16 protein-coding genes are annotated in these 23,135 nt (G+C 71.5%); 12 read left to right on the top strand and 4 right to left on the bottom strand.

From position 1 onward, the window contains the following. Positions 1-347: 347 nt before the first annotated feature. On the top strand, positions 348-1,271 hold the full coding sequence (locus tag OHN19_RS38740) for an AraC family transcriptional regulator (protein ID WP_330268669.1): 924 nt from the start codon (positions 348-350) through the stop codon (positions 1,269-1,271). Positions 1,272-1,520: 249 nt separating this feature from the next. Here the strand turns inward: OHN19_RS38740 and OHN19_RS38745 are convergent, their stop codons facing one another. Next, the gene (locus tag OHN19_RS38745) at positions 1,521-2,126 is read right to left on the bottom strand and encodes a YdcF family protein (RefSeq protein WP_330268670.1); all 606 of its coding nucleotides are present in this window, start codon (positions 2,124-2,126) and stop codon (positions 1,521-1,523) included. A gap of 300 nt (positions 2,127-2,426) precedes the next feature. On the opposite strand from OHN19_RS38745, the gene OHN19_RS38750 reads away from it, so the two are divergent. The 10 genes from OHN19_RS38750 to OHN19_RS38795 all read left to right on the top strand — a co-directional run bounded on the left by OHN19_RS38750 (position 2,427) and on the right by OHN19_RS38795 (position 17,687). Next, positions 2,427-3,764 (top strand): gluconate:H+ symporter, encoded by a 1,338-nt coding sequence (locus tag OHN19_RS38750; RefSeq protein ID WP_330268671.1) that lies wholly within the window; start codon positions 2,427-2,429, stop codon positions 3,762-3,764. A gap of 37 nt (positions 3,765-3,801) precedes the next feature. Then, positions 3,802-5,130, top strand: coding sequence for an enolase C-terminal domain-like protein (locus OHN19_RS38755; RefSeq protein WP_330268672.1), 1,329 nt, complete (start codon positions 3,802-3,804; stop codon positions 5,128-5,130). A 150-nt stretch (positions 5,131-5,280) separates the two neighbouring features. After that, complete coding sequence (locus OHN19_RS38760) at positions 5,281-5,877, top strand: hypothetical protein (protein WP_330268673.1); 597 nt, start codon at positions 5,281-5,283, stop codon at positions 5,875-5,877. Positions 5,878-6,982: 1,105 nt separating this feature from the next. Then, positions 6,983-9,841 (top strand): SpoIIE family protein phosphatase, encoded by a 2,859-nt coding sequence (locus OHN19_RS38765; protein ID WP_330268674.1) that lies wholly within the window; start codon positions 6,983-6,985, stop codon positions 9,839-9,841. A 404-nt stretch (positions 9,842-10,245) separates the two neighbouring features. After that, positions 10,246-11,094, top strand: a complete 849-nt coding sequence (locus OHN19_RS38770; RefSeq protein WP_330268675.1) for a LacI family DNA-binding transcriptional regulator — start codon at positions 10,246-10,248, stop codon at positions 11,092-11,094. A gap of 45 nt (positions 11,095-11,139) precedes the next feature. Beyond that, positions 11,140-12,372, top strand: coding sequence for a sugar ABC transporter substrate-binding protein (locus OHN19_RS38775; RefSeq protein ID WP_330268676.1), 1,233 nt, complete (start codon positions 11,140-11,142; stop codon positions 12,370-12,372). Next, on the top strand, positions 12,369-13,268 hold the full coding sequence (locus tag OHN19_RS38780) for a sugar ABC transporter permease (protein ID WP_330268677.1): 900 nt from the start codon (positions 12,369-12,371) through the stop codon (positions 13,266-13,268). Before OHN19_RS38775 ends, OHN19_RS38780 begins: the two co-directional genes overlap by 4 nt. Then, positions 13,265-14,092, top strand: coding sequence for a carbohydrate ABC transporter permease (locus OHN19_RS38785; RefSeq protein ID WP_330268678.1), 828 nt, complete (start codon positions 13,265-13,267; stop codon positions 14,090-14,092). Before OHN19_RS38780 ends, OHN19_RS38785 begins: the two co-directional genes overlap by 4 nt. 5 nt (positions 14,093-14,097) lie before the next feature. After that, positions 14,098-16,113, top strand: coding sequence for an alpha-xylosidase (locus OHN19_RS38790; RefSeq protein ID WP_330268679.1), 2,016 nt, complete (start codon positions 14,098-14,100; stop codon positions 16,111-16,113). Between the two features lie 98 nt (positions 16,114-16,211). Further along, complete coding sequence (locus OHN19_RS38795; protein WP_330268680.1) at positions 16,212-17,687, top strand: glutamate--cysteine ligase; 1,476 nt, start codon at positions 16,212-16,214, stop codon at positions 17,685-17,687. Here the strand turns inward: OHN19_RS38795 and OHN19_RS38800 are convergent, their stop codons facing one another. Together OHN19_RS38800 and OHN19_RS38805 are read right to left on the bottom strand one after the other, a co-directional pair. After that, positions 17,688-18,785: a Gfo/Idh/MocA family oxidoreductase gene (locus OHN19_RS38800; RefSeq protein ID WP_330268681.1), complete on the bottom strand. Its 1,098-nt coding sequence runs from the start codon at positions 18,783-18,785 to the stop codon at positions 17,688-17,690. Then, entirely contained in the window at positions 18,755-19,465 is a 711-nt protein-coding gene (locus OHN19_RS38805; protein ID WP_330268682.1) for a ThuA domain-containing protein, read from the bottom strand. The genes OHN19_RS38800 and OHN19_RS38805 overlap by 31 nt, the downstream gene beginning before the upstream one ends. Before the next feature lie 206 nt (positions 19,466-19,671). Between OHN19_RS38805 and OHN19_RS38810 the strand changes: the two genes are divergently transcribed. Further along, complete coding sequence (locus OHN19_RS38810) at positions 19,672-20,814, top strand: S1 family peptidase (protein WP_330268683.1); 1,143 nt, start codon at positions 19,672-19,674, stop codon at positions 20,812-20,814. A 97-nt stretch (positions 20,815-20,911) separates the two neighbouring features. Here OHN19_RS38810 and OHN19_RS38815 read toward each other — a convergent pair whose 3' ends face one another. Beyond that, positions 20,912-23,119, bottom strand: coding sequence for a serine/threonine-protein kinase (locus OHN19_RS38815; RefSeq protein WP_330268684.1), 2,208 nt, complete (start codon positions 23,117-23,119; stop codon positions 20,912-20,914). Positions 23,120-23,135: the final 16 nt, after the last annotated feature.

Below are 23,135 nucleotides of genomic sequence, written 5' to 3' on the forward strand. Positions count from 1 at the left end.
GTTGAGCGGTGGTGGAGGGTCGCCCACAGGTCGTAGCGGTACTGGCGCGCGAACCAGCTCCGCGCGCCCTGCCCCGCGCGGTGGGATGCCAGCCGTTGTGAGCATCGTCGCGAGAGGGCGTCCCGGCACGGGTCGGCGCAGTCGGGCGATCTCGTGGCAGCGTCATCGGATCCGCACTGATCTGCATGCCAACTTCACTTCCCTGCCGGTGAGTCGGCCGTGGCGGTGGGGATACTGGGGACCAGGTGGACGACCCGCCGCCCCCGCCCCACTGGAAGGCGAGGGCACGTCCTGTCCGGTCGGCCGCCGGTTCGAAGCGGTCCCTCGGGGGTGAGGGGAGCCTCTTGGTGGTTCTCGGTGTACGCGACGCCACGGTCGAGACCGGCGGTGCGGTCGAGATCGCGCGGCTCGGTGGCCTGTGGCGGGTCACGCGGCCCTGGCACCCCGGGTTACGGCCGTACCTGCGCAGTTACGTCGGCTACTGGGAGGCCGTGCCCACTCCGTACGAGGCGAGGCTGGTGCCGACCGGGCACGCGACCCTGCTGATCAGTCTCGCGGAGCCCTTCTCGCAGGTTCGAAGGCTGGGCATACCCGACGGCGGCACCGGGTCCATCGGATCGTTGGTGGTGGGACTGGAGGACCGGCCCGCGATCTGCACGCACCCGGGCGGCCAGGAGGCGATCCGGGTCGAGTTCACACCCCTGGGCGGCTACCGGCTGTTCGGCATGCCGATGAGCGAGTTGACGAACCTGGCGGTCGAGATCCGGGACGTGCTGGGCGCCGGGGCCGGCGTGCTGGTCGAACGGATGGCGGCCACCCGGGACTGGGCCGCCAGATTCGACCTGCTGGACGCCGCCCTCCTCGACCGGCTCGGCCTCGGCCCGGATCCCACTCCGGAGGTCGACCAGGCCTGGCAGCTGCTCTCCGGCAGCGCGGGAGCGATCACGATCGCCCGTATCGCCGACGAAGTGGGCTGGAGCCAGGGGTACTTGATCCGGCGGTTCACCCAGCAGATCGGACTCACTCCCAAGGCGTCCGCCCGGGTGCTGCGCTTCCGTCACGCCGTGGCCCTGCTCAGCCGTGGGACCGCGAGCCTGACCGAGATCTCCACCGCCTGCGGCTTCTACGACCAGGCTCACCTCAACCGTGAGTTCCGGGCGATCGCCGGCACCACGCCCGGACGTATGGTCGCGGCGCGGCGGGTGGAAGGGGCGATGGCGCTCACCCGGAGTGCAAATTCTTCCAAGACCGCGTCGACCGCCGGCCGATAGCGTCCTCGCTCGTACAGCCGATGACCGGTCGGATGGCGCGGGGGACCGTCCGACCGGCCGGAGCGTGCCGTGCGTGCCGTGTGTGCGGTGCGGGAACCGCTGGTGACGCACGCCGGACCATCGGGAGAGCCGCGATGGAGGGGCGGCACGCCCGAGCCATCATGAGCGCCGCGGTGAAGGGCAGCACGCCCGAGCCATCATGAGCGCCGCGGTGAAGGGCGACACGCCGGCCCGTCATAAGTGCGCTGCCTACGACGAGACGATCCGCTCGTCGGACTTCAGAACACGGAGCGTCCACAGCCCGTACAGGGCCAGCAGCGGTTTGACGGCCATCCACTCGCCGACGCGGTAGTCGTCCGCGCGCACCAGCTTCTCCGCCAGATCGGGGCGCTGCCGCCGCAGGTACGCCCGGGCCTTGAGCGCGTGAGCCGGCTGGGAGGCGATCTTGATGCGGTCCACGTCTTCGAGCAGGGGGATGACGTTCGTGATGTTCTCCCACGTCGTCGTGGACCGGTCCTCGAGGAGCACCGTGCCGTCGAACTTGAGGACCAACCGCGCGTAGTCAGCCATCAGTTGGGCCTCCGTGACGCCGGCGCCGACCCCCACCGCACCGCCGCTGAAGATCACGCGGCGTCTCCGCGCATCGTCGGCGGCGATGGAGCGGAGGCCCGCGCGGACCCGCCACCGGTTGACCAGGTTCGCTGTCGGCCGGGGATTCCGGTACCCCAGCACCACCACGGCCACCGAAGCGCCGTCACGGTGTCCCACGAGCACCCGGGACCAGCGCCAGTTCAACCACTCACCCCACGCGAGGGCGGCAACCGCAGCCACCGCCAGGCCTGTTGCTCGTCGCATCCGGCGACTCTAGGCCACATCGATCTCGCACACCCGTCGATCCGGGAGGGCCATCGATCTCGCGCACCTGTAGATCCCGGAGTGCCATCGATCTCACGCACCCGGAGATCCCGGGGCGCACCGATCTCACGCACCCGTAAATCCCGGAGGGCCCATCAATCCCCGCACACCCATGGCCCCCTGGAGAACACATAGATCGTGCACACCCATTGACCCCCGGCGATCGATGCACCTAGCCTCCGTCCTCATATGTAGACAGCGTCTCTGTATGGGGATCGCGTTCAGTGGGGAGAACCGCACATGCCGCTCATCGTCGTCGGGATCAGCGTCCTCGTTCTGCTCTTTCTGATGACGAAGCTCAGACTGAACGGCTTTGCCGCCCTCCTCCTGGTCGCCGTCGGGGTCGCCCTGGTCCAGGGGATCGGCCTGGAGGAGATCCCGGACGTCCTCTCCGAGGGCATCGGCGACCAGATCGGCGACACGATGCTCATCATCGGACTCGGTGCCATGGTCGGCCGGGTGCTGGGCGACTCCGGTGCCGCCCAACGGATCGCCGGCAGACTCCTCGACGTGTGCGGGCCGCGCTGGGTGCAGGTCGCCATGGTGCTGTCCGCCATGCTCATCGGCGTGACGATGTTCTACGAGGTCGCCTTCGTCATCATCGTCCCGGTCGCCTTCACGCTCGTCCGCGTCACCCGGGCCAACCTGCTCTGGGTGGGGCTGCCGATGTCGATCGCGCTGTCCACCATGCACAGCTTCCTGCCGCCCCACCCGGGCCCCACCGCCGTGGCCGCCACCTTCCACGCCTCCGTCGGACTCACCCTGTTCTACGGCCTGTTCATCGCCGTCCCGGTCGGCGCCTTCATCGCCCTGCTGTGGCCGCGCCTGCCGTTCGTCCGTCGGATGAACCCCGAGATCCCCAAGGGCCTGGTCAGCGAACGGGTCTTCGAGGAGGAGGAGATGCCCGGCATGGGCTGGTCGTTGGCGGTGGCCCTGCTGCCCGTCGTCCTGATCGCCGGCGCCGCGGTGACCGACCTGGCCGTCTCCGGGGACAACGCGTGGCTGCACTTCGTCGCCTTCATCGGCTCCGCGCCGATCGCCCTGCTGCTCACCCTGCTCGTGGCCGTCTGGGTCTTCGGCCCGCGCATGGGGCGCAGCCTCGCGGAGGTCAGCACCTCCTGCAAGGAGGCCGCCCAGGCCATGGCGATGATCCTGCTGGTGATCGGCGCGGGCGGCGCCTTCAAGAACGTCCTCGTCGAGGGCGGCATATCCGACTACATCAAGGACGCCACCGACGGCTGGTCCGTCTCGCCGATCATCCTGGCCTGGCTGATCGCGGCCGTCCTCCGCGTCGCCCTCGGCTCCGCCACCGTCGCCGTCGTGACCGCCTCCGGGGTGGCCCTGCCGCTGCTCGCGGGCGGCGGGGTGCACGCCGAGGTGATGGTCCTCGCCGTCTCCTGCGGCTCGATCGCCTTCTCGCACGTCAACGACCCGGGCTTCTGGATGTTCAAGGAGTACTTCAACCTCTCCGTCGTCGACGCGATCAAGGCGCGCACCACCTACACGACCGTGCTCGCGATCCTGGGCCTCGGCGGTGTACTGGTCCTGGAACAGGTACTGGACGCCCTGAAGGTCTGACACCCCCGACCCCTGATCAGAAGGACACCATCCCGCCATGAGCCAGCCCGTCGTCACGAAGTTCTCCGTCCATCCCGTGGCCGGCCGCGACTCCATGCTCCTGAACCTCTCCGGCGCCCACGCCCCCTACTTCACCCGCAACGTCGTCGTCCTGGAGGACTCCGAGGGGCGCACCGGCCTGGGCGAGGTGCCGGGCGGCGACAGCATCACGCGGACCCTGCGCGACGCCGAGCCGCTGGTCGTGGGGGCCCGGGTCGGCGACTACAAGCGCGTCCTGCGCACGGTCCACGACACCTTCGCCGACCGCGACTCGGGCGGCCGCGGCGCCCAGACCTTCGATCTCCGTACGACCGTGCACGCGGTCACCGCCGTCGAGTCGGCCCTCCTCGACCTGCTCGGACAGCACCTCGACGTCCCGGTCGCCGCGCTGCTCGGCGACGGCCAACAGCGCGCTGCCGTACGGGTCCTCGGCTATCTCTTCTACGTCGGCGACCCGGACCGCACCGACCTCGACTACCTCCGTGAACCCGGCGCCGATGTCGACTGGTACCGCGTCCGGCGCGAGGAGGCCCTCACCCCCGAGGCGATCGTCCGGCAGGCCGAGGCGACCTACGCCCACTACGGCTTCCGCGACTTCAAGCTCAAGGGCGGCGTCCTGCCCGGCAGCGAGGAGGTGAAGGCCGTACAGGCTCTCAAGGAGCGGTTCCCCGAAGCCCGGATCACCCTCGATCCGAACGGGGCCTGGTCCCTGCGCGAAGCCGTGGAACTGTGCCGTCCGCTGGTCGGCACACTCGCCTACGCCGAGGATCCCTGCGGCGCGGAAGGCGGTTACTCGGGCCGCGAGATCCTCGCCGAGTTCCGCCGGGCCACCGGACTGCCCACCGCGACCAACATGATCGCCACGGACTGGCGGCAGTTGACCCACGCGTTGGCCCTCCAGTCGGTGTCCATCCCGCTCGCCGACCCGCACTTCTGGACCATGCAGGGGTCGGTCCGGGTCGCCCAGCTGTGCCATGCCATGGGGCTGACCTGGGGCTGCCACTCCAACAACCACTTCGACATCTCGCTCGCGATGATGACGCACTGCGGAGCCGCGGCCCCGGGTGAGTACAACGCCCTCGACACCCACTGGATCTGGCAGGAGGGGCAGGAACGGCTCACCGTGGAACCGCCTCGGATCACCGGTGGTGAGGTGGCCGTACCGGACGCGCCCGGTCTGGGGGTCCGCCTCGACCGGGACCGGCTGCGGGCGGCGCAGGACCTGCACGAGGAGGTGGCCTCGGCGGGGCGTGACGACGCTGCCGGGATGCAGTACCTGATCGAGGGCTGGGCGTTCGACGCGAAGCGTCCGTGCCTGGTGCGCTGAGTGCTCGGGGACCGATGTTATTGACATGGTCAAGTCAGGTCATTAGCATCCGTGAAATCTCGGAAAGCGCTTTCCGGTTCAGTTCATGCCTCGACTTTCCCCCCACGGGATCCACCCCCCACGGGATCCACCCCCACAAGAGGACCCCACATGAACCCACGAAGGGGCGCGGTCGCCGCCGCGCTCTCCGCCCTCCTGCTGGCCGCCCCCGCCGTCGCCCAGGCCGCCCCGCCGTCCACGGCCCAGGAGCGGATCGCGGCCGCCGCCACCATCACCTGGACCCTGGAACGGGCCGGCAACCCCACCGCCGACCAGCAGTCCGCGTACACCCAGATCACCTCCGCGATGAACGCCGCGGTGAACCGCTACAACAACCTCACTGACCTGGGGAAGTCCATCACCGTCCGCTACGACCCGAGCGTGCCCACCGCGGACGGCAACCTCAACGGGACCATCCGCTTCGGCAGCAACCGCAGTTACATGACCGAGCGGACCGCACTGCACGAGATCGCCCACACCATCGGCGTGGGCACGAGCGCGGGCTGGTCCCGCCTCGGCGGCACCGGCACCTGGACGGGCACCCAAGCCACGGCGCTCGTCAGGCAGTTCGACGGATCCTCGGCCAAGTTGTCCACCGGCGGCGGGCACTTCTGGCCGTACGGCCTGAACTACGAGAACGAGTTCTCCGGTACGGCGGCGGACCGCCACGTGCGGATCGTGGACGCGATGGTGCGCGACGGGCTGTGAGCTGAGGGGTTGGGGTCGGGGCGGAATCCCGCTCCCGGACCCGGTGTTCGGGCGTGGGGGCCGTTCTCGCGGAGAGGGGCTTCGGGGCCTGGCACCTCACCCGCGCGCACCGCAGGCCCCCTTGGGCGTCCACGGCACCCCGACACCCTCCGGCCCGGTCCGCTCTCCCGCGCCGGATTCCTCCAGCCCCGCCGGCACCGCCGCCGTCTCGGTCGCCGGTACGCCTGCCTCGGCCGCCGTCCCCTCCTTGCGGCCCAGTGACTGCGGCAGCTCTGTTGTGATTGACCGTTGACCGGTCAGTTCCTCTCAGTGAGCCCCCGGAGGATGGGGAGGGGGGAGAATGGCCGTGTGACCATCTTTCGCTGTGTGAACTGCGGGGAGTCCATAAGCGGCGAGGTGATGCCGGGGGAGCCGTTGAGAGGTCCCGAGCGACCGCCTGGCCATGAAGTGGCTTCGCCACGGATGGCTTCGGGAACCTTCAAGATCAATTTCGATGGCAGCCTTCTGATCCTTCACCCGGATGACGTTCCAGGGGCAGTGCTTCACCCCGATCCTCGGCGCATCGCCGGGTGTTGTGGACCTGCGGGCCAAGACGGTCCCAACCTCGTTTGCGTCGGCTGCGGCGTCGAGGTCGCGACGAAAGAGTCCGACTGCTGGACCGACAACCTCGTGGCATTGATCGCCGCCGGAGTGGCTGAAGAGCCCAAGGTTCTGTAGGGCTGCATTCTGATGGGACCCAAGCGCGATCCCGTGAGCCGACGCTCGATCGGGTCGAGTTCCCGCCTCCACGTTGCCGAGCTCTCGATTGTGAGGGCTCCGTTGCGGCAGGCTCGGGGCGGGCACCCGCCATGCTCGGGGAGGGCTTCGCCTCGGCAGCGCATCGCAGAGCGCGGTTTGGTCGGGGTCGTGGACGCAGGTGATGTAAGTACCAGGTAGCGATTCGGAGCCCGCGTTCTGGGACGGATCGGCGACCGCGTTCCGGAAAGGGCGGCGCGAGGCAGGTCTGGCACCTGGGTGCCTGTGGGTCCCTGGATCTGACTTGTCCGATTCCTGCCCTGCGCGCACTCTGGGCTGTGAGGCACCTCACTGCGCGAATTGAGCAAGAATGGCCACTTTTGATCAAGGGAACGGTCACAGCGGGTGGTCAGGCGAGGTCGCGACGGTCACCCTCGGCGCGGACGGCACGATCACGGGGTGGAGCGAGGGTGCCCGGCGGCTGCTGGGCCACTCCGCCCGGGAGGTCGTAGGACACGCCGCGACCTCTCTGCTGCTCGGCGCGGGAGCTCCCGAGGCGACCGGGCTCTCCCTCACCGGCTCCCAGGAATGGCGGGGCACGGCGTCGCTACGGCACCGGGACGGTCACCGCGTCGAGGCGACCCTGCACGCCCAGCCGTCACTCGACGGCGACGGCCGCGTCCGGTCCTTCGTCGTCGCCCTGACTCCCGGGCCCGACCGGAGCATGATCGAGTGGGCGTTCGACCAGGCCTCGATCGCACTCTCCACCCACACGGCCACATCCGGCGCATGGCGCCGAAACGCGGTCGCGCAGGGCGGAACGGGCCCCGCGCACGAGGCCGGTCCCGAGGCGCGCCCCAGGTCCGATCACGAGGCGGGTCGCGAGTCCGCTGCCGAGGTCGGGCCCGCTCCCGATTCCGCGCCCGCTCCCCAGGCCGCCCCCGAGCCCGCCCCCGAAGACGGACCCGCGGCGGTCCCCGAGTCCGCTCGCGAGGCAGGACCTGGGTCCGCAACCGAACTCGCCCCCCAGGCCGGACCCGAGCCCGCTCCCCAGGCCGCCCCCGAGCCCGCCCCCGACGACGGACCCGCAGCGGGACCCGAGGCCACTCGCCAGTCGAGTCGAGAGCCCGATCCCGGAGCTGAGCCCAAGGCCGGACCCGAGCCCGCTCCCGAAGCCAGCCCCGAGCCCGCTCTCCAGACCGGCCCCAAGCCTGCCCCCGAAGCCCGCCCCAATCTCATCCCCCAAACCGCCCCCAACCTCCAGGCCACGCTCCCCCCCTCCTCCGACGACGGCTTCCTCCACTGTGTCCGGCGGGTCGCCGAGGAAGGCATCCCGATGCGCTACGAGTGTCTGGCGCCCGAACCGTCCTGTGCTCCCGGTGCCGTACCCGTCGCCGTCGGCCCCCTCCCGGACGCCCGCCACCGTGCCTGGGTCATCGAGCTCTGGCCCGTTCGTGAGCCCGCCACCGGTGAGGTCGTGGGTGTGGGGACCGCCGCCTTCGACAGCAGTGACCAGCACGCCGCCCGGCAGCGGCTGGTCCTGTTGCAGGAGGCCGGGGCCCGGATCGGCACCACCCTGAACGTGACCCGCACCGCCCAGGAGCTCGCCGACCTCGCCGTACCGCGGCTCGCCGACTTCGTCAGCGTGGACCTCCTCGACTCCGTGCTGCGCGGGGAGGAGCCGGTGCCGGGGCCGGTCGACGCGGCCGTGGTGCTGCGCCGCGTCGCCCACCAGTCCGCCGCCGAAGGGGAAGCCGTGCCCGAGGCCGCCATCGACCTCGGCGGCATGGACACCTACCCGCCGTTCTCGCCGCCCGCCCGCTGCCTGGCCGAAGGGAAACCGGTGCTCAGCGGTGCCGACGACCCCGACTTCGCGCGCTGGATCGCCGACCACGAGGCCCGCACCGCGCGCAACGAGGAGTACCGCTTCCACTCCGTCATGGCCACCCCGCTGCGCGCCCGGGGCATCACCCTGGGCGTCGCGGTCTTCAGTCGGATCGGCGGTTCCCCGCCGTTCGAGGCGGACGACCTGATCCTCGTCGAGGAACTCGCCGGCCGGGCCGCGGTCGGCGTCGACAACGCCCGCCGCTACACCCGCGAGCGCACCAACGCCCTCACCCTCCAGCGCAGCCTCCTGCCCCGGGACCTGCCCCGGCAGGCGGCCGTGGAGGTGGCGTACCGCTATCTGCCCGCCGGCAGCGGCGCCGGGGTCGGCGGCGACTGGTTCGACGTCGTGCCGCTGTCCGGCACCCGCGTGGCCCTGGTCGTCGGGGACGTGGTCGGGCACGGCATCCACGCCTCCGCCACCATGGGCCGGCTGCGCACCGCCGTCCGCACCCTCGCCGACGTGGACCTGCCCCCGGACGAGCTCCTCACCCACCTCGACGACCTCGTCACCCATCTCGCCAGCGACAGGGAGGACATCGCCCCCGACGAGCCCTACCTCGTCAGCGGCGAGATCGGCGCGACCTGCCTGTACGCCGTCTACGACCCCGTGTCCCGGGTGTGCACCTTCGCCAGCGCGGGGCACGTCCCGCCCGTCGTCCTGCTCCCCGACGGCACCGCCCGGGTGGTCGAGCTGACCCCGGGGCCGCTGCTCGGCGTCGGCGGGCTGCCCTTCGAGTGCACCGAGGTGGAACTGCCCGAGGGCAGTCTGCTGGCCCTCTGCACCGACGGCCTGGTCGAGGCGCGCGACCGTGACGTCGGCCTCGGCCTGGAGCGGTTGTGCGCGGCGCTGGCCGGCCCGGTCACCTCGCTGGAGGCGACCTGCGACACGATCCTGCGGGCCCTGCTGCCCGCGACCCCCGCCGACGACGTCGCCCTGCTCCTCGCCCGCACCCGCGCCCTGCACGCCGACCAGGTCGCCGCCTGGGCCCTGCCCTCCGACCCGTCGATCGTGGCCGACGCCCGCGCCCAGGCCACCCGCCAGCTCACCGCCTGGGGCCTGGAGGAGGCGGCCTTCGTCACCGAGCTGGTGGTGAGCGAGCTGGTCACCAACGCCATCCGCTACGGCGCCGTACCCATCGGCCTCCGGCTGATCCGCGACCGGACCCTGATCTGCGAGGTCTCCGACGCCAGCAACACCGCGCCCCACCTGCGCCGCGCCCGCACCTACGACGAGGGCGGCCGCGGACTGCACATGGTCGCCCAGCTCACCCAGGGCTGGGGCACCCGCCAGGGCCCGTTGGGCAAGACCATCTGGGCCGAACAGTCCCTCCCGGCCGGCTGACCATGACCCCGCACACCAGAAACGACGAGCCGGGCCCCGACACGCCAACGCCGGGCCCCACCGGCGAACCCACACCCACGCCGGGTCCCACCGGCGAACCCACACCCACGCCGGGCCCCACCGGCGGAGCCACACCCACGCCGGGCCCCACCGGCGGCCGCACAGACACGCCAGGTCCCACCGACGGAGCCACGCCCACGCCAGGTCCGACCACCGGTGGCACGCCCACGCCGGCCCCCGCCGACGGAGCCACGCCCACGCCGGGTCCGACCGACGGAGCCACGCTCACGCCGACCCCCACCGGCCGACCCACGCCCACACCCCCACCCGCCCCCACCACCGGCGGCACCCACACCCTGGGACTCCTCTACCCCCCCGCCGGCCGCCTCCGCGACTACACCACCATGCAGCTCGCCTTCGTCGGTGGAGTGGCCGAGACCGCCGCCGCGCACGGATACGACCTGCTGCTCGCGCCCGCCGGCGACCAGGACGACCCCTCGTTCCGGCGGATGGTCGACGAGCGGCGGGTGGACGGTGTGATCGTCATGGAGATCCGCCGCGAGGACGACCGCGTCGAGCGGCTCGCCGAGGCCGGCTTCCCCTTCGTCGCCATCGGCCGCAACCACCGGGCCGACGTCTCCGGCTGGGTCGACCTCGACTTCGCCGGACTGGCCGGCGGCTGCGTCCAGCACCTCGCCGACCTCGGCCACCGCAGGATCGCCTTCGTCAACCGGTCCGAGCAGCTCTTCAACAGCGGCTACGGCTTCGCCCGGCTCGGCGACGAGGGCTACACCGAGACGATGAAGAAACTGCTCCTCACCCCGCGGACCTACCTCTGCGGCGACGACCTCGCCTCGGGCGAGCGGGTCGTGGAGCGGATCCTGGCCGACGACCCGGCGACGACCTCCCTGGTCACCCTGAACGAGGCCGCCCTGGAAGGCGTCTACCGCGGCCTCACCCGCAACGGCCGCAGCGTCCCCCGCGACTTCTCCGTCGTCGGCGTCGCCGCCAGCCCCTGGGCCGAACAGGTGAACCCGCCCCTGACCGCGGCCGACATCCCCGCCAAGGAGATGAGCCGGGTCGCCGTCGACCTGATGCTGCGGCGGCTGCGCACACCCGACGCGCCGCCCCGGCACGTCCTGCTGAAACCCCTGATCACCCTGCGCGGGAGCACGGGCCGCTGCCCGTCGGTACCGGGCTCGGAACCCGAGACCGACCTCCCGGATTTCCCCGATATAGACCTAGATTTCTGATACGCCGGTTTCTGTGCCCGATCATCGAACCTCTGGGAGCAGACCATGTCGTACCCCGTCGACCGCCGCGGTTTCCTGCGGGTCTCCGGCGCGGCTGCGGCCACCGCCGCCCTCGGTCTGACCTCGTGCAGCTCCACCGAATCGGGTCCGGTGACCCTGCGCTGGTGGGACTACTTCACCCTGGACAACTTCCAGCCCGGAATGAACCGCCTGATCAAGGACATCGAGGCCGGCGTCCCGGACGTCAGGATCGAGCGCCGCAGCTTCCCCTTCGCGGAGCTGGAACGCCAGATCACCCTGGGCGCGATCTCCGGCGACCTGCCCGACCTCGCGATCGTCGACAACGTCTCCATGAACACCCTCGGCGGCAGCCGGCTGCTCGCCGACCTCACCGCGAGAGTCGAGAAGTGGGGCCAGGGCGACCAGTACTACAAAGGCCCCTGGGACGGCTGCCAGGTCGGCGGAAAGACCCTCGGCATCCCCAACAACAGCAACTGCCTCGCCCTGTACTGCAACACCCGCATGCTCAAGGCCGCCGGCGTCGAACCCCCCACCACCTGGGACGAACTCGCCTCCGCCGCCCAGAAGCTGACCAGCGGCGACCGCTACGGCCTGGCGCTCAGCGCGATCAAGACCGAGGAGGGCGTCTTCCAGTTCCTGCCGTTCCTCTGGCAGGCGGGTGGCGACCTGGACACCTTCCGCACCTACGGCGCCACCGCCCTGGCCTTCCAGGACGAACTGATCGCCAAGGGCTCCCTGTCCGAACAGTGCGTGGGCTGGACCCAGCAGGACGTCAACACCCGCTTCCTCAACCAGCGCGCCGCGATGCAGATCAACGGCCCCTGGCAGATCCCCACCCTCAAGAAGGCCGACTTCGACTGGGACGTCGTCGCCCTGCCCCGCGACAAGGAGGCCGCCACCTGCCTCGGCGGGGAGAACTGGGTCGTCATGGCGAGCAGCAAGCACATCGACAAGGCGTGGGAGGTCCTGGAGTACACCCAGCGCCCCTCGGTCCTGGTGCCGTACCTGGTGTCCTTCGGTGAACTCCCCGCCCGCAAGGACCTCGCCGACCGGGGCAGCTGGGCCTCCGACCCGGCCCTGCGGCTCTTCCTCAGCCAGCTGCCCCTCGCCCGGCCGCGCCAGTACGGCGCCCACTACGCCGAGGCCTCGCAGGCAGTCGGAGAGGCGCAGCAGGCCGTGCTCACCGGCTCCGCGTCGCCGGCCGCGGCGGCCAGGACCGCGGCCGGGAAGATCGACAAAGCCCTGGGCGAGCAGTGAGACAGCCCTCGGCGCGCCGCACCCGCACCGGCTACCTCTTCTGTCTGCCGGGCCTGGTCTTCCTCGCCCTTTTCCTGGCCTACCCGCTCCTCTACAACGTCTGGACCTCCGTCCACGACGTCGACCTCGGCCAACTCCTGGGCGGGGCCGAGCGGTTCAACGGACTGGACAACTACCGCAGCGTCACCGACGACCCGGCCTTCTGGCACTCCGTGCGCCTCTCCCTGGTCTTCACCCTGGCCTCGCTGCTGCTCCAGTTCACGATCGGCTTCGCCCTGGCCCTGCTCTTCGCCCGCCCCTTCCCCCTGAACGGCCTGCTGCGCTCCCTCCTGCTGGTCGCCTGGCTGCTGCCCCCGGTGGTCAGCGGCACCCTCTTCCGCTGGATGCTGGACGCGGAGTCCGGCGCCTACAACGCCCTGCTGGAACCGTTCGGCCTGTCCCACGACTGGCTCACCGACCCGTCCACCTCGATGGCCGGAGTGGTCTTCGCCAACGTCTGGGTGGGCGTGCCCTTCAACATGCTGCTGCTCCTGGTCGGCCTGCACACCATCGACCCCGTGCTCCACGAGGCCGCCGAGATCGACGGCGCGAGCGCCTGGCAGCGCTTCCGCCACATCACCCTTCCGCTGATGCGGCCCGTGTCGGTGACCGTCCTCCTCCTCGGCCTCCTCTACACGTTCAAGGTCTTCGACCTCGTCTTCGTGATGACCGGCGGCGGTCCCGTCGACGCCACCCGCGTCCTCTCCCTCTACGTCTACGAGGTCTTCTTCACGTTCTTCCGGTTCGGCCGGGGCGCGGCGGCGGGCCTGCTGCTGCTCGTCGTACCGCTGCTCGTGGGCGTGTGGTACGTACGACGGCTGCGGCGCGAGGAAGAGCCGGCGGGAGGTGCCGTATGAGAGCCCCCCGCCACCCCTGGCTGCTGACCGCGGCCGCCACGGCCGTCACCGCGGTCTTCCTGCTGCCGGTGTACTGGATGGTGAAGACCAGCCTCACCCGCCCGGAGCGCATCGAGGCGCCGGACCCGCAGTGGGTCCCCGGCCCGGTCACCGGCGAGAACTACTCGGCGGCCCTGGGCTACGAGGGCCTGACCCGGGCCCTGCTCAACAGCCTGGTCATCTCCAGCGGGGTGGTCGCGCTGACCCTGCTGCTCGGCGTTCCGCTCGCCTACGCGCTCGCCCGGGTCCGGATGCGCGGCTCGGGCGCCATGGTGCTCGCCCTCCTCGTCGCCCAGCTGCCGCCCGCCATCGTGCTGGCGGCCCCGCTGTTCATCCTCGAACGCCGGGCCGGGCTCACCGACACCTATCTGGGCCTGATCGCGGCCGACACCACCCTGACGCTGCCCTTCACCGTGATCGTGCTGCGGCCGGTGATGCGCGGGGTCTCCCCGGAGCTGGAGGAGGCGGCCCTGGTGGACGGCTGCGGGCTGCCCGGTGTGCTGCTGCGGGTCGTCCTGCCGCTCATGGTGCCCGGTGTCGTCGCGGCGGCCGGGCTGTCCTTCCTGATCGGCTGGGGCGAGTTCCTGTTCGGCCTCACCCTCGCCCAGAGCCCGGACGTCCAGCCCGTCACGGTCCTGCTGAACGCCTTCGTCGGACAGCACGGGACGTCCTGGGGCGCCCTGATGGCGACCGCCACCCTCATCAGCGTCCCGGTGGTGTGTGTCTTCGCCCTGTTCCAGCGCTTCATCGTCGGCGGGCTCACCACGGGCAGTGTGAGGGGCTGAACACCATGCATCCGCGCGACCGCACCCCCTGGGTGGCCCCTCCTCCGCCCCTGGTCCCGGTCGCGCTCGACCCCCTGGCCGGCGCCCGTGTCACCCGGGCCGGTGAGGACGGGGCGACCCTCGACGTCCGCACCGCGTCCGGCCGTACCGGAACCCTCCTCCTGCGCCCCGCCACCGCCGACTCCCTGCGGATCACCCTGCGGTTGGACGACGTACCGGCGACACCCCGGGTGTCCGTCGTCACCGCCCCGACCGACACCCGCTGCACGGTCGAGCAGTCACCGGACACCCTCACCCTTCGCCTCGAGTCCCTGTGCCTCGTCGTCCATCTGGCGCCTCTGACGGTCGAGTTGGCGGACTGTCACCTGCTCCAGGCGACGGAGGTGAGCGACCCCAGCGACCGCACGACCGTCCTGCCCCTCGGTGTCACCACCCTCGCGGACGGCCGACTCGCTTACCACGACAGCTGGTTGACCGAGCCCGACGAGCACTTCTACGGGCTCGGCGAGCGTTTCACCGGTCCCGACCTGCGCGGCCGGCGAGTCGACTGCTGGGTCGAGGACGCCCAGGGCTCGACCGGCACCCGCTCCTACAAGGCCGTCCCCTTCCTGCTCTCCAGCCGGGGCTACGCCGTCCTCGTGGACACCACCACGGCGGCCTCCTTCGACCTCGCCCACAGCAACACCGGCGCCTGGTCGCTGACGGTCCCCGACGAGGAGCTCGACTACTACCTGATCTCCGGCACCCCCGCCGAGTGCCTGCGCACCTACCGCGACCTGACCGGGCCCGCCCTCCTGCCCCCGGGATGGGCTTTCGGCCCCTGGATCTCGGGTGGGTTCCGCCCGGACAGCGCCGCCGAGGTGCGCGAGCGGGCCCGCCGGATCCGTGAACTCGGCTTCCCCTGCGACGTGTTGCACATCGACACCTACTGGCAGCGGCACGGCTGCTGGTCGGACCTGGAGTGGGACACCGAGGCGTTCCCCGACCCGCGCGGACTGCTGGCCGACCTGGCCGGGCAGGGCTTCCACGTCTCCCTCTGGATGAACCCGTACATCAGCGTCGACAGCCCGTACTTCGCGGAGGCGGACCGCAACCGCTGGTTCCTGCGCACCACTTCGGGCGCCACCTGGACCGGCCAGGTCTGGGGCGGGGCCCACCCGGACTCGGCCGTCCTCGACCTGACCCACCCCGACGCCGCCGACTGGTTCCGGGACCGCGTCCGCCGGGTCCTCGCCGACGGGGTCGCCGTCCTGAAGACCGACTTCGGTGAGGCGGTCCCCGCGGCGGCGGTGGCGTACGACGGCATGACCGGCGACCGGCTGCACAACCTCTACCCCCTCCTCTTCAACGACCTCGTCGCCGAGGTCACCCGGGAAGTGGCCGGCCACGGACTGACCTGGGGCCGCTCCACCTGGACCGGCGGCCAGCGGCACGGCGCCAAGTGGACCGGCGACCCCAACGCGAGCTGGCAGGACCTGGCCTCCACCCTGCGCGCGGGCCTCTCGCTGTCCTTCTCCGGGCACCCTTTCTGGAGCCACGACATCGGCGGCTTCCACGGCACGCCCGACCCCGAACTCTTCGTCCGCTGGGCCCAGTTCGGGCTGCTGTCGCCGCTCAGCCGGTTCCACGGCATGACGTCCCGGCTGCCCTGGGACTTCGGCGAGGAGGCCTACGCGGCCGTCCTGCACGCGGCCCGGCTGCGCGCGAGCCTGCTGCCGTACGTCCGCTCGGCCGCCGCCGACGCGGTCCGCACCGGGGAGCCGCTCGCCCGTCCCATGGCCCTGGACCACCCCGGCCGCCCGGACGCCCACGCGGCCGACCTCCAGTACCTGCTGGGCCCCGATCTGCTGGTCGCCCCGCTGTACGCGCCGGGAGGGCGGCGGCAGGTGTGGTTCCCGCCGGGGGAGTGGCTGCCGTACGCGGGCCCGGGAGGGCCGGTCACCGGCCCCGCCTGGCGTGGGGTGCGCATCCCGCTCGGCGCCGCCCCCCTCTGGCTGCGCGGCGGGGCACACGTTCTGTGAGCGGCGCGTCGCACACCGCCCGCCGACTGTTTGGGGAGCCTCTTTGGTGGGACCCTGGGACGGAAGAGGTATCCGCCGAGGGCACTCGGGAGGGCCCGATGGGACGTGACGTGCCGGCCCTGGTGTTCACGCGGGAGGACCGCCGACGGTACCGGGACAAGATGCACACCTGCCTCGACGTCCTCGCGCAGATGCTGCGCGAGTCCGGGTTCGAGAGCGAGCGGCCGCAGGTCGGGCTGGAGATCGAGCTCAACCTGGTGGGTGCCGACGGCCTCCCCGCCATGCGGAACACCGAGGTGCTCCAGGCGATCGCCGACCCCGCATGGTCGACCGAGCTGGGCCGCTTCAACCTGGAGATCAACATCCCGCCCCGCCGGCTGCTGTCCGGCGGCCCCGGCTCCTGGGAGCAGGAGATCCGGGACGCGCTCAACCACGCCGAGGAACGAGCCGCGGCGGTCGGCGCGCACCTGATCATGGTGGGCATCCTGCCGACGCTGGGCGAGTCGGACGTGGACGAGACCGCCCTGTCCGGCGATCCGCGCTACCGGCTGCTCAACGAGCAGATCTTCGCGGCCCGCGGCGAGGACCTGCGCATCAAGGTCGACGGCGTGGAACGCCTCGCGATGTACGCCGATGCCATCACCCCCGAGGCCGCCTGCACCAGCACCCAGTTCCATCTCCAGGTCGCCCCCAAGGAGTTCGCGGCCTACTGGAACGCCGCCCAGGCCGTCGCGGGCGTCCAGATCGCCCTCGCTGCCAACTCGCCCTACCTGTTCGGCAAGGAGCTGTGGCGTGAGACCCGCATCCCGCTCTTCGAGCAGGCCACCGACACCCGCCCCCAGGAGATCAAGGCCCAGGGCGTACGGCCCCGGGTGTGGTTCGGGGAGCGCTGGATCACCAGCGTCTTCGACCTGTTCGAGGAGAACGTCCGCTACTTCCCGGCCCTCCTGCCGATCTGCGACGAGGAGGACCCGCAGCGGGCCCTCGACGGCGGCGGGGTTCCGGAACTGGGCGAACTCACCCTGCACAACGGCACGATCTACCGCTGGAACCGCCCGATCTACGCCGTCACCGAGAGCGGCCCGCACCTGCGCATCGAGAACCGGGTGCTCCCCGCCGGACCCACGGTCGCCGACATCATCGCCAACGGCGCCTTCTACTACGGCCTGACCCGCGCCCTCGTCGACGAGGACCGGCCGGTGTGGACGCGGATGTCCTTCTCGGTCGCCGAGGAGAACCTGCACACCGCGTCCCGCGACGGCATCGACGCCCGCCTGTACTGGCCCGGAGTGGGCGAAGTGCCGGTCACGGAACTGGTGTTGCGGCGCCTGCTGCCCCTCGCCCACCGGGGTCTGGAACTGGCCGGCATGGACGCCGACTGGCGCGAGCCCCTGCTCGGCGTCATCGAACAGCGCTGTGTCACCGGCCGCAACGGCGCGCTGTGGCAGGCGGAGACGGTCCACCACCTGGAGAAGGCGGGCTGCGACCGCCAGGAGGCGCTGCGGCGGATGACGCTGATGTACATGGACTACATGCACCTCAACGCACCCGCGCACACCTGGCCCGTGGACTGATCAGCGCCACTTCTCAGCGGGCGTCAGCGGCACCGCGACCGGTCGCTCCACCGACGTCGACAACTCGATCCGGCGCCCCTCGGCCGAGGAGCGCAGCAGCGCCGTCATCGTCTCCAGGACGTGCAGGGCGAGTTCACCGCTCGCCCGCGCCGCCCGCCCGTCGTCGGCGGCGACGAAGTCGAGCAGCCCGACGCCCCGCGTGCCTCCGACGTACCCGGCCGAGGGCGGGAGGCCGCGCCAGTCGGCCGCACCGAGCTCCAAGAGCCGTACCTCGCCGTCGAAGTGGTTGGGATCGGGGACCGTGAGGGTGCCCTTCTCGCCGTGCACCTCGATCGGCGCGGCCGTGCTGGCCACGCCGTCGAAGCTGGTCGTGATTGTGGTCAGGGCCCCGCTCTCGTGTTCGAGGACACCGGAGACATGGCTGTCCACCTCGACCGGGATCCGCTCCCCCGCGCGGGGTCCCGAGCCGATGACCCGTTCGGAGCGCAGCCGGCTCGACGCCCCGATCACGGCACGCACCGGGCCCAGCAGATGCACCAGCGAGGACAGGTAGTACGGCCCCATGTCCAGCAGCGGGCCGCCGCCGGGGGCGTAGTAGAAGTCGGGCTGCGGATGCCAGCGTTCGTGGCCCGGGGTGACCATGACGGCCGAGGCGAACAGGGGGCGGCCGATGGCACCGGCCTCCACCGCCGCCCGTGCCGTCTGGATCCCGGTGCCGAGGACCGTGTCCGGAGCGCAGCCCACCCGTACGGACGCCTTCGCCGCGGCCTCCAACACCGCTTGGGCGTCGGCGAGTTCGGCGGCCAGCGGCTTCTCGCCGTAGACGTTCTTGCCGTGCGCGACGGCGCCGAGCGCGATCTCCGCGTGGGCCGCGGGAATCGTCAGGTTCAACACCGTGTCCACGTCCGGGCTGTTCAGCAGCTCCTCGACGGACAGCGCCCGGACGCCGGGCAGTTCGGCGGCCACGGCGGCCGACCTGGAGGCGTCGAGGTCGGCGACCGCGGTGACCCGCACCGCGGCACGGCCGACGAGCGTGTCCAGGTAGGCGCGGGAGATGACGCCGAGCCCTACGACGCCGATGCGGTGCGCGTCGCCCACAGCATGCCCCTCTCGATGACGGTACGGACGTTCGGGTTCTCCAGCACGTCGAGGCTGTGCCCCGGGGTCGTCACCACGACCCGTCCGGCGCCCCACTGCCGGGTCCAGACCGCCGGTGAGGTGACCGGGCGGTGCCAGGGCTGCCAGGACCGCGCGGGATGGGTGGTGGTGGCCAGCACGTCGATCAGGTCGTCGTGCAGGACCCAGTACTGCTCGGTGTGCAGCTCGAAGTCCTCGATCCCCGCCGTGATCGGGTGTTCACGGCCGAGCTCGGTCACGGCGATGGTGTGCGGGAGGAAGTTGTCGGCCTCGCCTCCCTGACGCTCGCACGGTTCCTTGCCGGGGTGGGTCGCGAACTGTCCGCCCACGAGGTGGAGATAGTCGGAGGAGGCCCGGAAGGAGTCGGCGATCCCGCCGTGCCAGCCGGTGAGGCCGGTCCCCGCCACCACCGCCGCGGTCAGCCCCGACAGCTGCTCGGGCTTGATCTCCGACATCGTCACGCACTGCACGACGAGGTCGGTCTCGGCCATGGCGTCGGCGTCGGCGTACACGTCGGTCGACTCCTCGACCCGGACGTCGTAGGCATGGTCACGGAGGAAGGGCAGGAAGAGCTCCGTGGCCCGGACCGGCTGGTGCCCCTCCCAACCACCGCGAACCACCAGGGCTTTCTTCCGCGTCATCGCTTTCCTTCAGGTGCGGGGAGCAAGGTCCCCCTACTATCGCCCGCGATCTCCGCCCGACAAAGGGGTGCCGGGTACACGAAAATTTCGCGCTGAAATTGGTATGGACCTGACAGGAAGGTGCGGTTAGGCTCTGCCGGGCCACACCACTGAGAGCGCTCTCAGAGAACACTGCCATCCCGTTGGTACAACGAAGGGCAATCTCCATGAGACGCACCCGCATCCTGCGCGCGGGCCTGGCCGTCCTGCTCCTGCTCGGCGCCGGCGCGACCGCCGCCACGACCCCCGCGACCGCCGAGGAGAAGGCCCCCGCCTCCGCCGGCCTTCTCACCGCGATGCAGCGGGACTTCGGCCTCTCGCGCCAGCAGGCCGAGGCGAGGCTCGCCGCCGAGAAGCAGGCCACGGCCCTGGAGCCCGTGGCACGCAAGGCCGCCGGCGAGTCGTACGGCGGCTCCTGGTTCGAGGCCGACCGGGGCACCCTCACCGTCGCCGTCACCCCCGGCGCCTCCGCCGGAACCCTCCGGGACATCCGCGCCACCGGCGCCACCGTCCGCACGGTCGCCCACAGCGCCCGCCAACTCGCCGCCACCCAGGCCAGGATCGACAAGCTCCCCGCACCGGACGCCGTCAGCAGCTGGCACGTCGACCAGAAGGCCAGCACGGTCGTGGTGAACGTCGTCCGCGGCCGACAGGGTGACAACGATGTCCGCGCGTTCGTCGCCAAGGCCCGCAAGGCAGGCCCCGTCACCGTGCACGAAGTGGCCTCCGCGCCCACCACCTTCGCCGCCGGCACCGTCGGCGGCGACCCCTACTACACCGGCAACGTCCGCTGCTCCATCGGCTTCTCCGTCCACGGCGGCTTCGTCACCGCCGGGCACTGCGACCAGCACACCGGCAGCGTCTACGGCTGGGACCGCAGCTACGTCGGCAACTTCCAGGGCTCGTCCTTCCCGGGCGACGACTACGCCTGGGTCAACGTCGGCAGCGGCTGGTGGACCGTCCCGGTCGTGCTCGGCTGGGGCACCGTCTCCGACCAGCTGGTGCGCGGCTCCAACGTGGCACCTGTCGGCTCCTCCATCTGCCGCTCGGGCTCGACCACCCACTGGCACTGCGGCACGGTGCTCGCGATGAACGAGACCGTCAACTACAGCCAGGGCGCGGTCTACCAGATGACCAAGACCAGCGTCTGCGCCGAACCCGGTGACTCCGGCGGCTCGTTCATCAGCGGCGACCAGGCCCAGGGCGTCACCTCCGGCGGCTGGGGCAACTGCTCCAGCGGCGGCGAGACCTGGTTCCAGCCCGTCAACGAGATCCTCAACCGCTACGGGCTGACCCTGCACACCTACTGATCCGTCCGACAGGCTGTGGGCCGGGCACATGTGCCCGGCCCACGCCCTGCTCCCTGCCCGGCCCACGTCCTCCGCTCAGGTGACGCACGTCCTCCGCTCAGGTGACGTCGGGCACCGAGAAGACGCCCGGGCCGGTGACCCCGTACAGCACATCGCCAACCAGCAGCGGTGGCACCGAGCTCGGGGACAGCTCCTCGAAGGAGCGGCCCGCCGTGTCGAAGGACGGGGACGTGCGGCCGATCTCCTTCCCCGTCCGCGGGTCCAGCGCCAGGATGCTGGTGTCCGGCATCGTCACGTACAACCGGCCGTCGTGGTAGGACGGTTCGCTGAAGACGCGCAGGTCGCGCGAGCTGGACCACAGGGGCTTGCCGCGCTTGACGTCGAGGGCGAGCAGCGTCTCGTTGCCGTAGTCGAAGATGTACAGCGTGTCGCCGTGCACCAGCGGGGGTGCCTCCGGCTCGACGCTCCAGGGGAAGTCGATCCGGCGGGTCTTGCCGCTGCCCAGGTCCTGGACGAAGAAGTCGGCGGAGACGCCCGAGTCGTCCTGCCAGCGGGCGTAGTAGGCCGTGCTGTCATGGATCGTGGCGAGCCAGAGGTCGCCCTTCGGGGCCGTCACACTGCTCAGCGTCCGGCCGGTCCGCGCGTCGACCCGGGCGATACCGCCGGAGCCGCCGCGCAGGTCCGCGTAGAGGGTGCCTCCGGGGCCCTCGTAGAGGGGGCTCGGCGAGGAGGTGCTCAGCTCGCGCCGCCACAACTCCTTGCCCGTGCGCGGCTCGTACGCCGCATAGCGCGCGGAGCCGGGGGAGTCCAGCGGGTCGAGGCGGACGAGCAGGGCCCCGCCCAGGTACTCGAAGTCGCCCAGTGGGCCCTTCAGTTGCCACAGGAGCTCGCCCGTTCTCGCGTCGTACGCGTCGACGCCCTGCGAGCGGTCCGCGCCGTAGACGAACACCGTGCCGTCCCGGACCACGGGCTGCCGCAGCGTGAAGCCGTCGACCTGCTTGCGGCTCATGGGCTTCGTCCAGTCGGTGTTTCCCGAGGCCGGGTCCAGCCGCATCAGCGCGACCTGCTCGGAGGCGCAGAAGACGCCGAGCGCGTCGGGAGTGCACGAGGGACCGAGACCCATCGGCTGGTCCTTCCCGTCCGAGCCCAGCGCGTTGTGCCAGGGCCGCCAGCCCGCCGGGGCCGTGCCGGCGGAGGGTGTCCGCGGGGCGGCCGGCACGGCATCGTCGACCGTGCTCACCGGGTCGTCGGTCACCACGGCGACCGCGGCCGCCCCGGTCCCGCCGAGGACGGCCACCACGGCGACGGCGGCCCACAGCCTCCGTCCGCGATGCCCTCGGTCCGTGCTGTCTCGGAGAAGCCGGGCGCGCCTGAGACGCCCGGGCCGGACCGCCTCGGTGCCGCCGAGCGGCGAGGTCACTGTCTCCGTCAGCGGGATCTCGGGGGCCGGGGTGGGCTCTTCGGCCGGTGTTCCGTCGGTCAGCTCCTCGGGCAGCGCTGCCAGTGCCTCCAGCACCTCACCCGACGTGGGCCGGTCCGCGGGCTCCTTCGCGAGACACCGGGCGATCAACGGGCGCATTCCGCCGGGCAGTTCACCCAGGCGGGGCTCGCCGTGCACGGTGTTGTACGCGGCCAGGTAGGCGTTCTCCGCCTCGAAGGGGCTGTGCCCGGTGGCCGCGTACACGAGGACCGCGCCCAGCGAGAAGACGTCCACGGCGGGCCCGACCTCGTGCGGTCTGCTGAACTGCTCCGGCGCCATGAAGGGCGGCGATCCCATCACCATGCCGGTCTGGGTGCGCACATCGCTGTCGGCCGCGCGGGAGATGCCGAAGTCGATGACCCGGACCGCCCCGTCGTCGCCCTCGCCCTCCAGCAGCAGCACATTGCTCGGCTTGAGATCCCGGTGCACGACCTCCGCGCGGTGGATCTCCCGGAGCGCCTCGGCGAGTTCGGTGCCGAGGCGGCGCAGCGCGGGCCACTCCAGCGGTCCCGACTCGTCGACCCGGTCGGCGAGCGTCCGGCCGGGGACGAACGCCGTGGCCATCCACGGCCGTGCCGCCTCCGGGTCGGCGTCCACGACCGGTGCCGTGAACGCGCCGCTGACCCGCCGGGCGGCGGCGATCTCCTGCCGGAACCTGGCCCGGAACTCCGGGTTGTCGGCGTAGCGGGTGTGCACGACCTTGACGGCGACGGCCCGTCCCGACGCCGATCGGCCGAGATAGACGACACCCATGCCGCCGGTCCCGATCCGCGATTCGATCCGGTAGCCGCCGACGGACTCCGGATCGTGCTCGCGCAGGGTCACCGTGTCTCCCTCACCG

The sequence above is a fragment of the Streptomyces griseorubiginosus genome (assembly GCF_036345115.1).
In the GTDB taxonomy this organism is placed as follows: Bacteria; Actinomycetota; Actinomycetes; order Streptomycetales; family Streptomycetaceae; genus Streptomyces; species Streptomyces griseorubiginosus_C.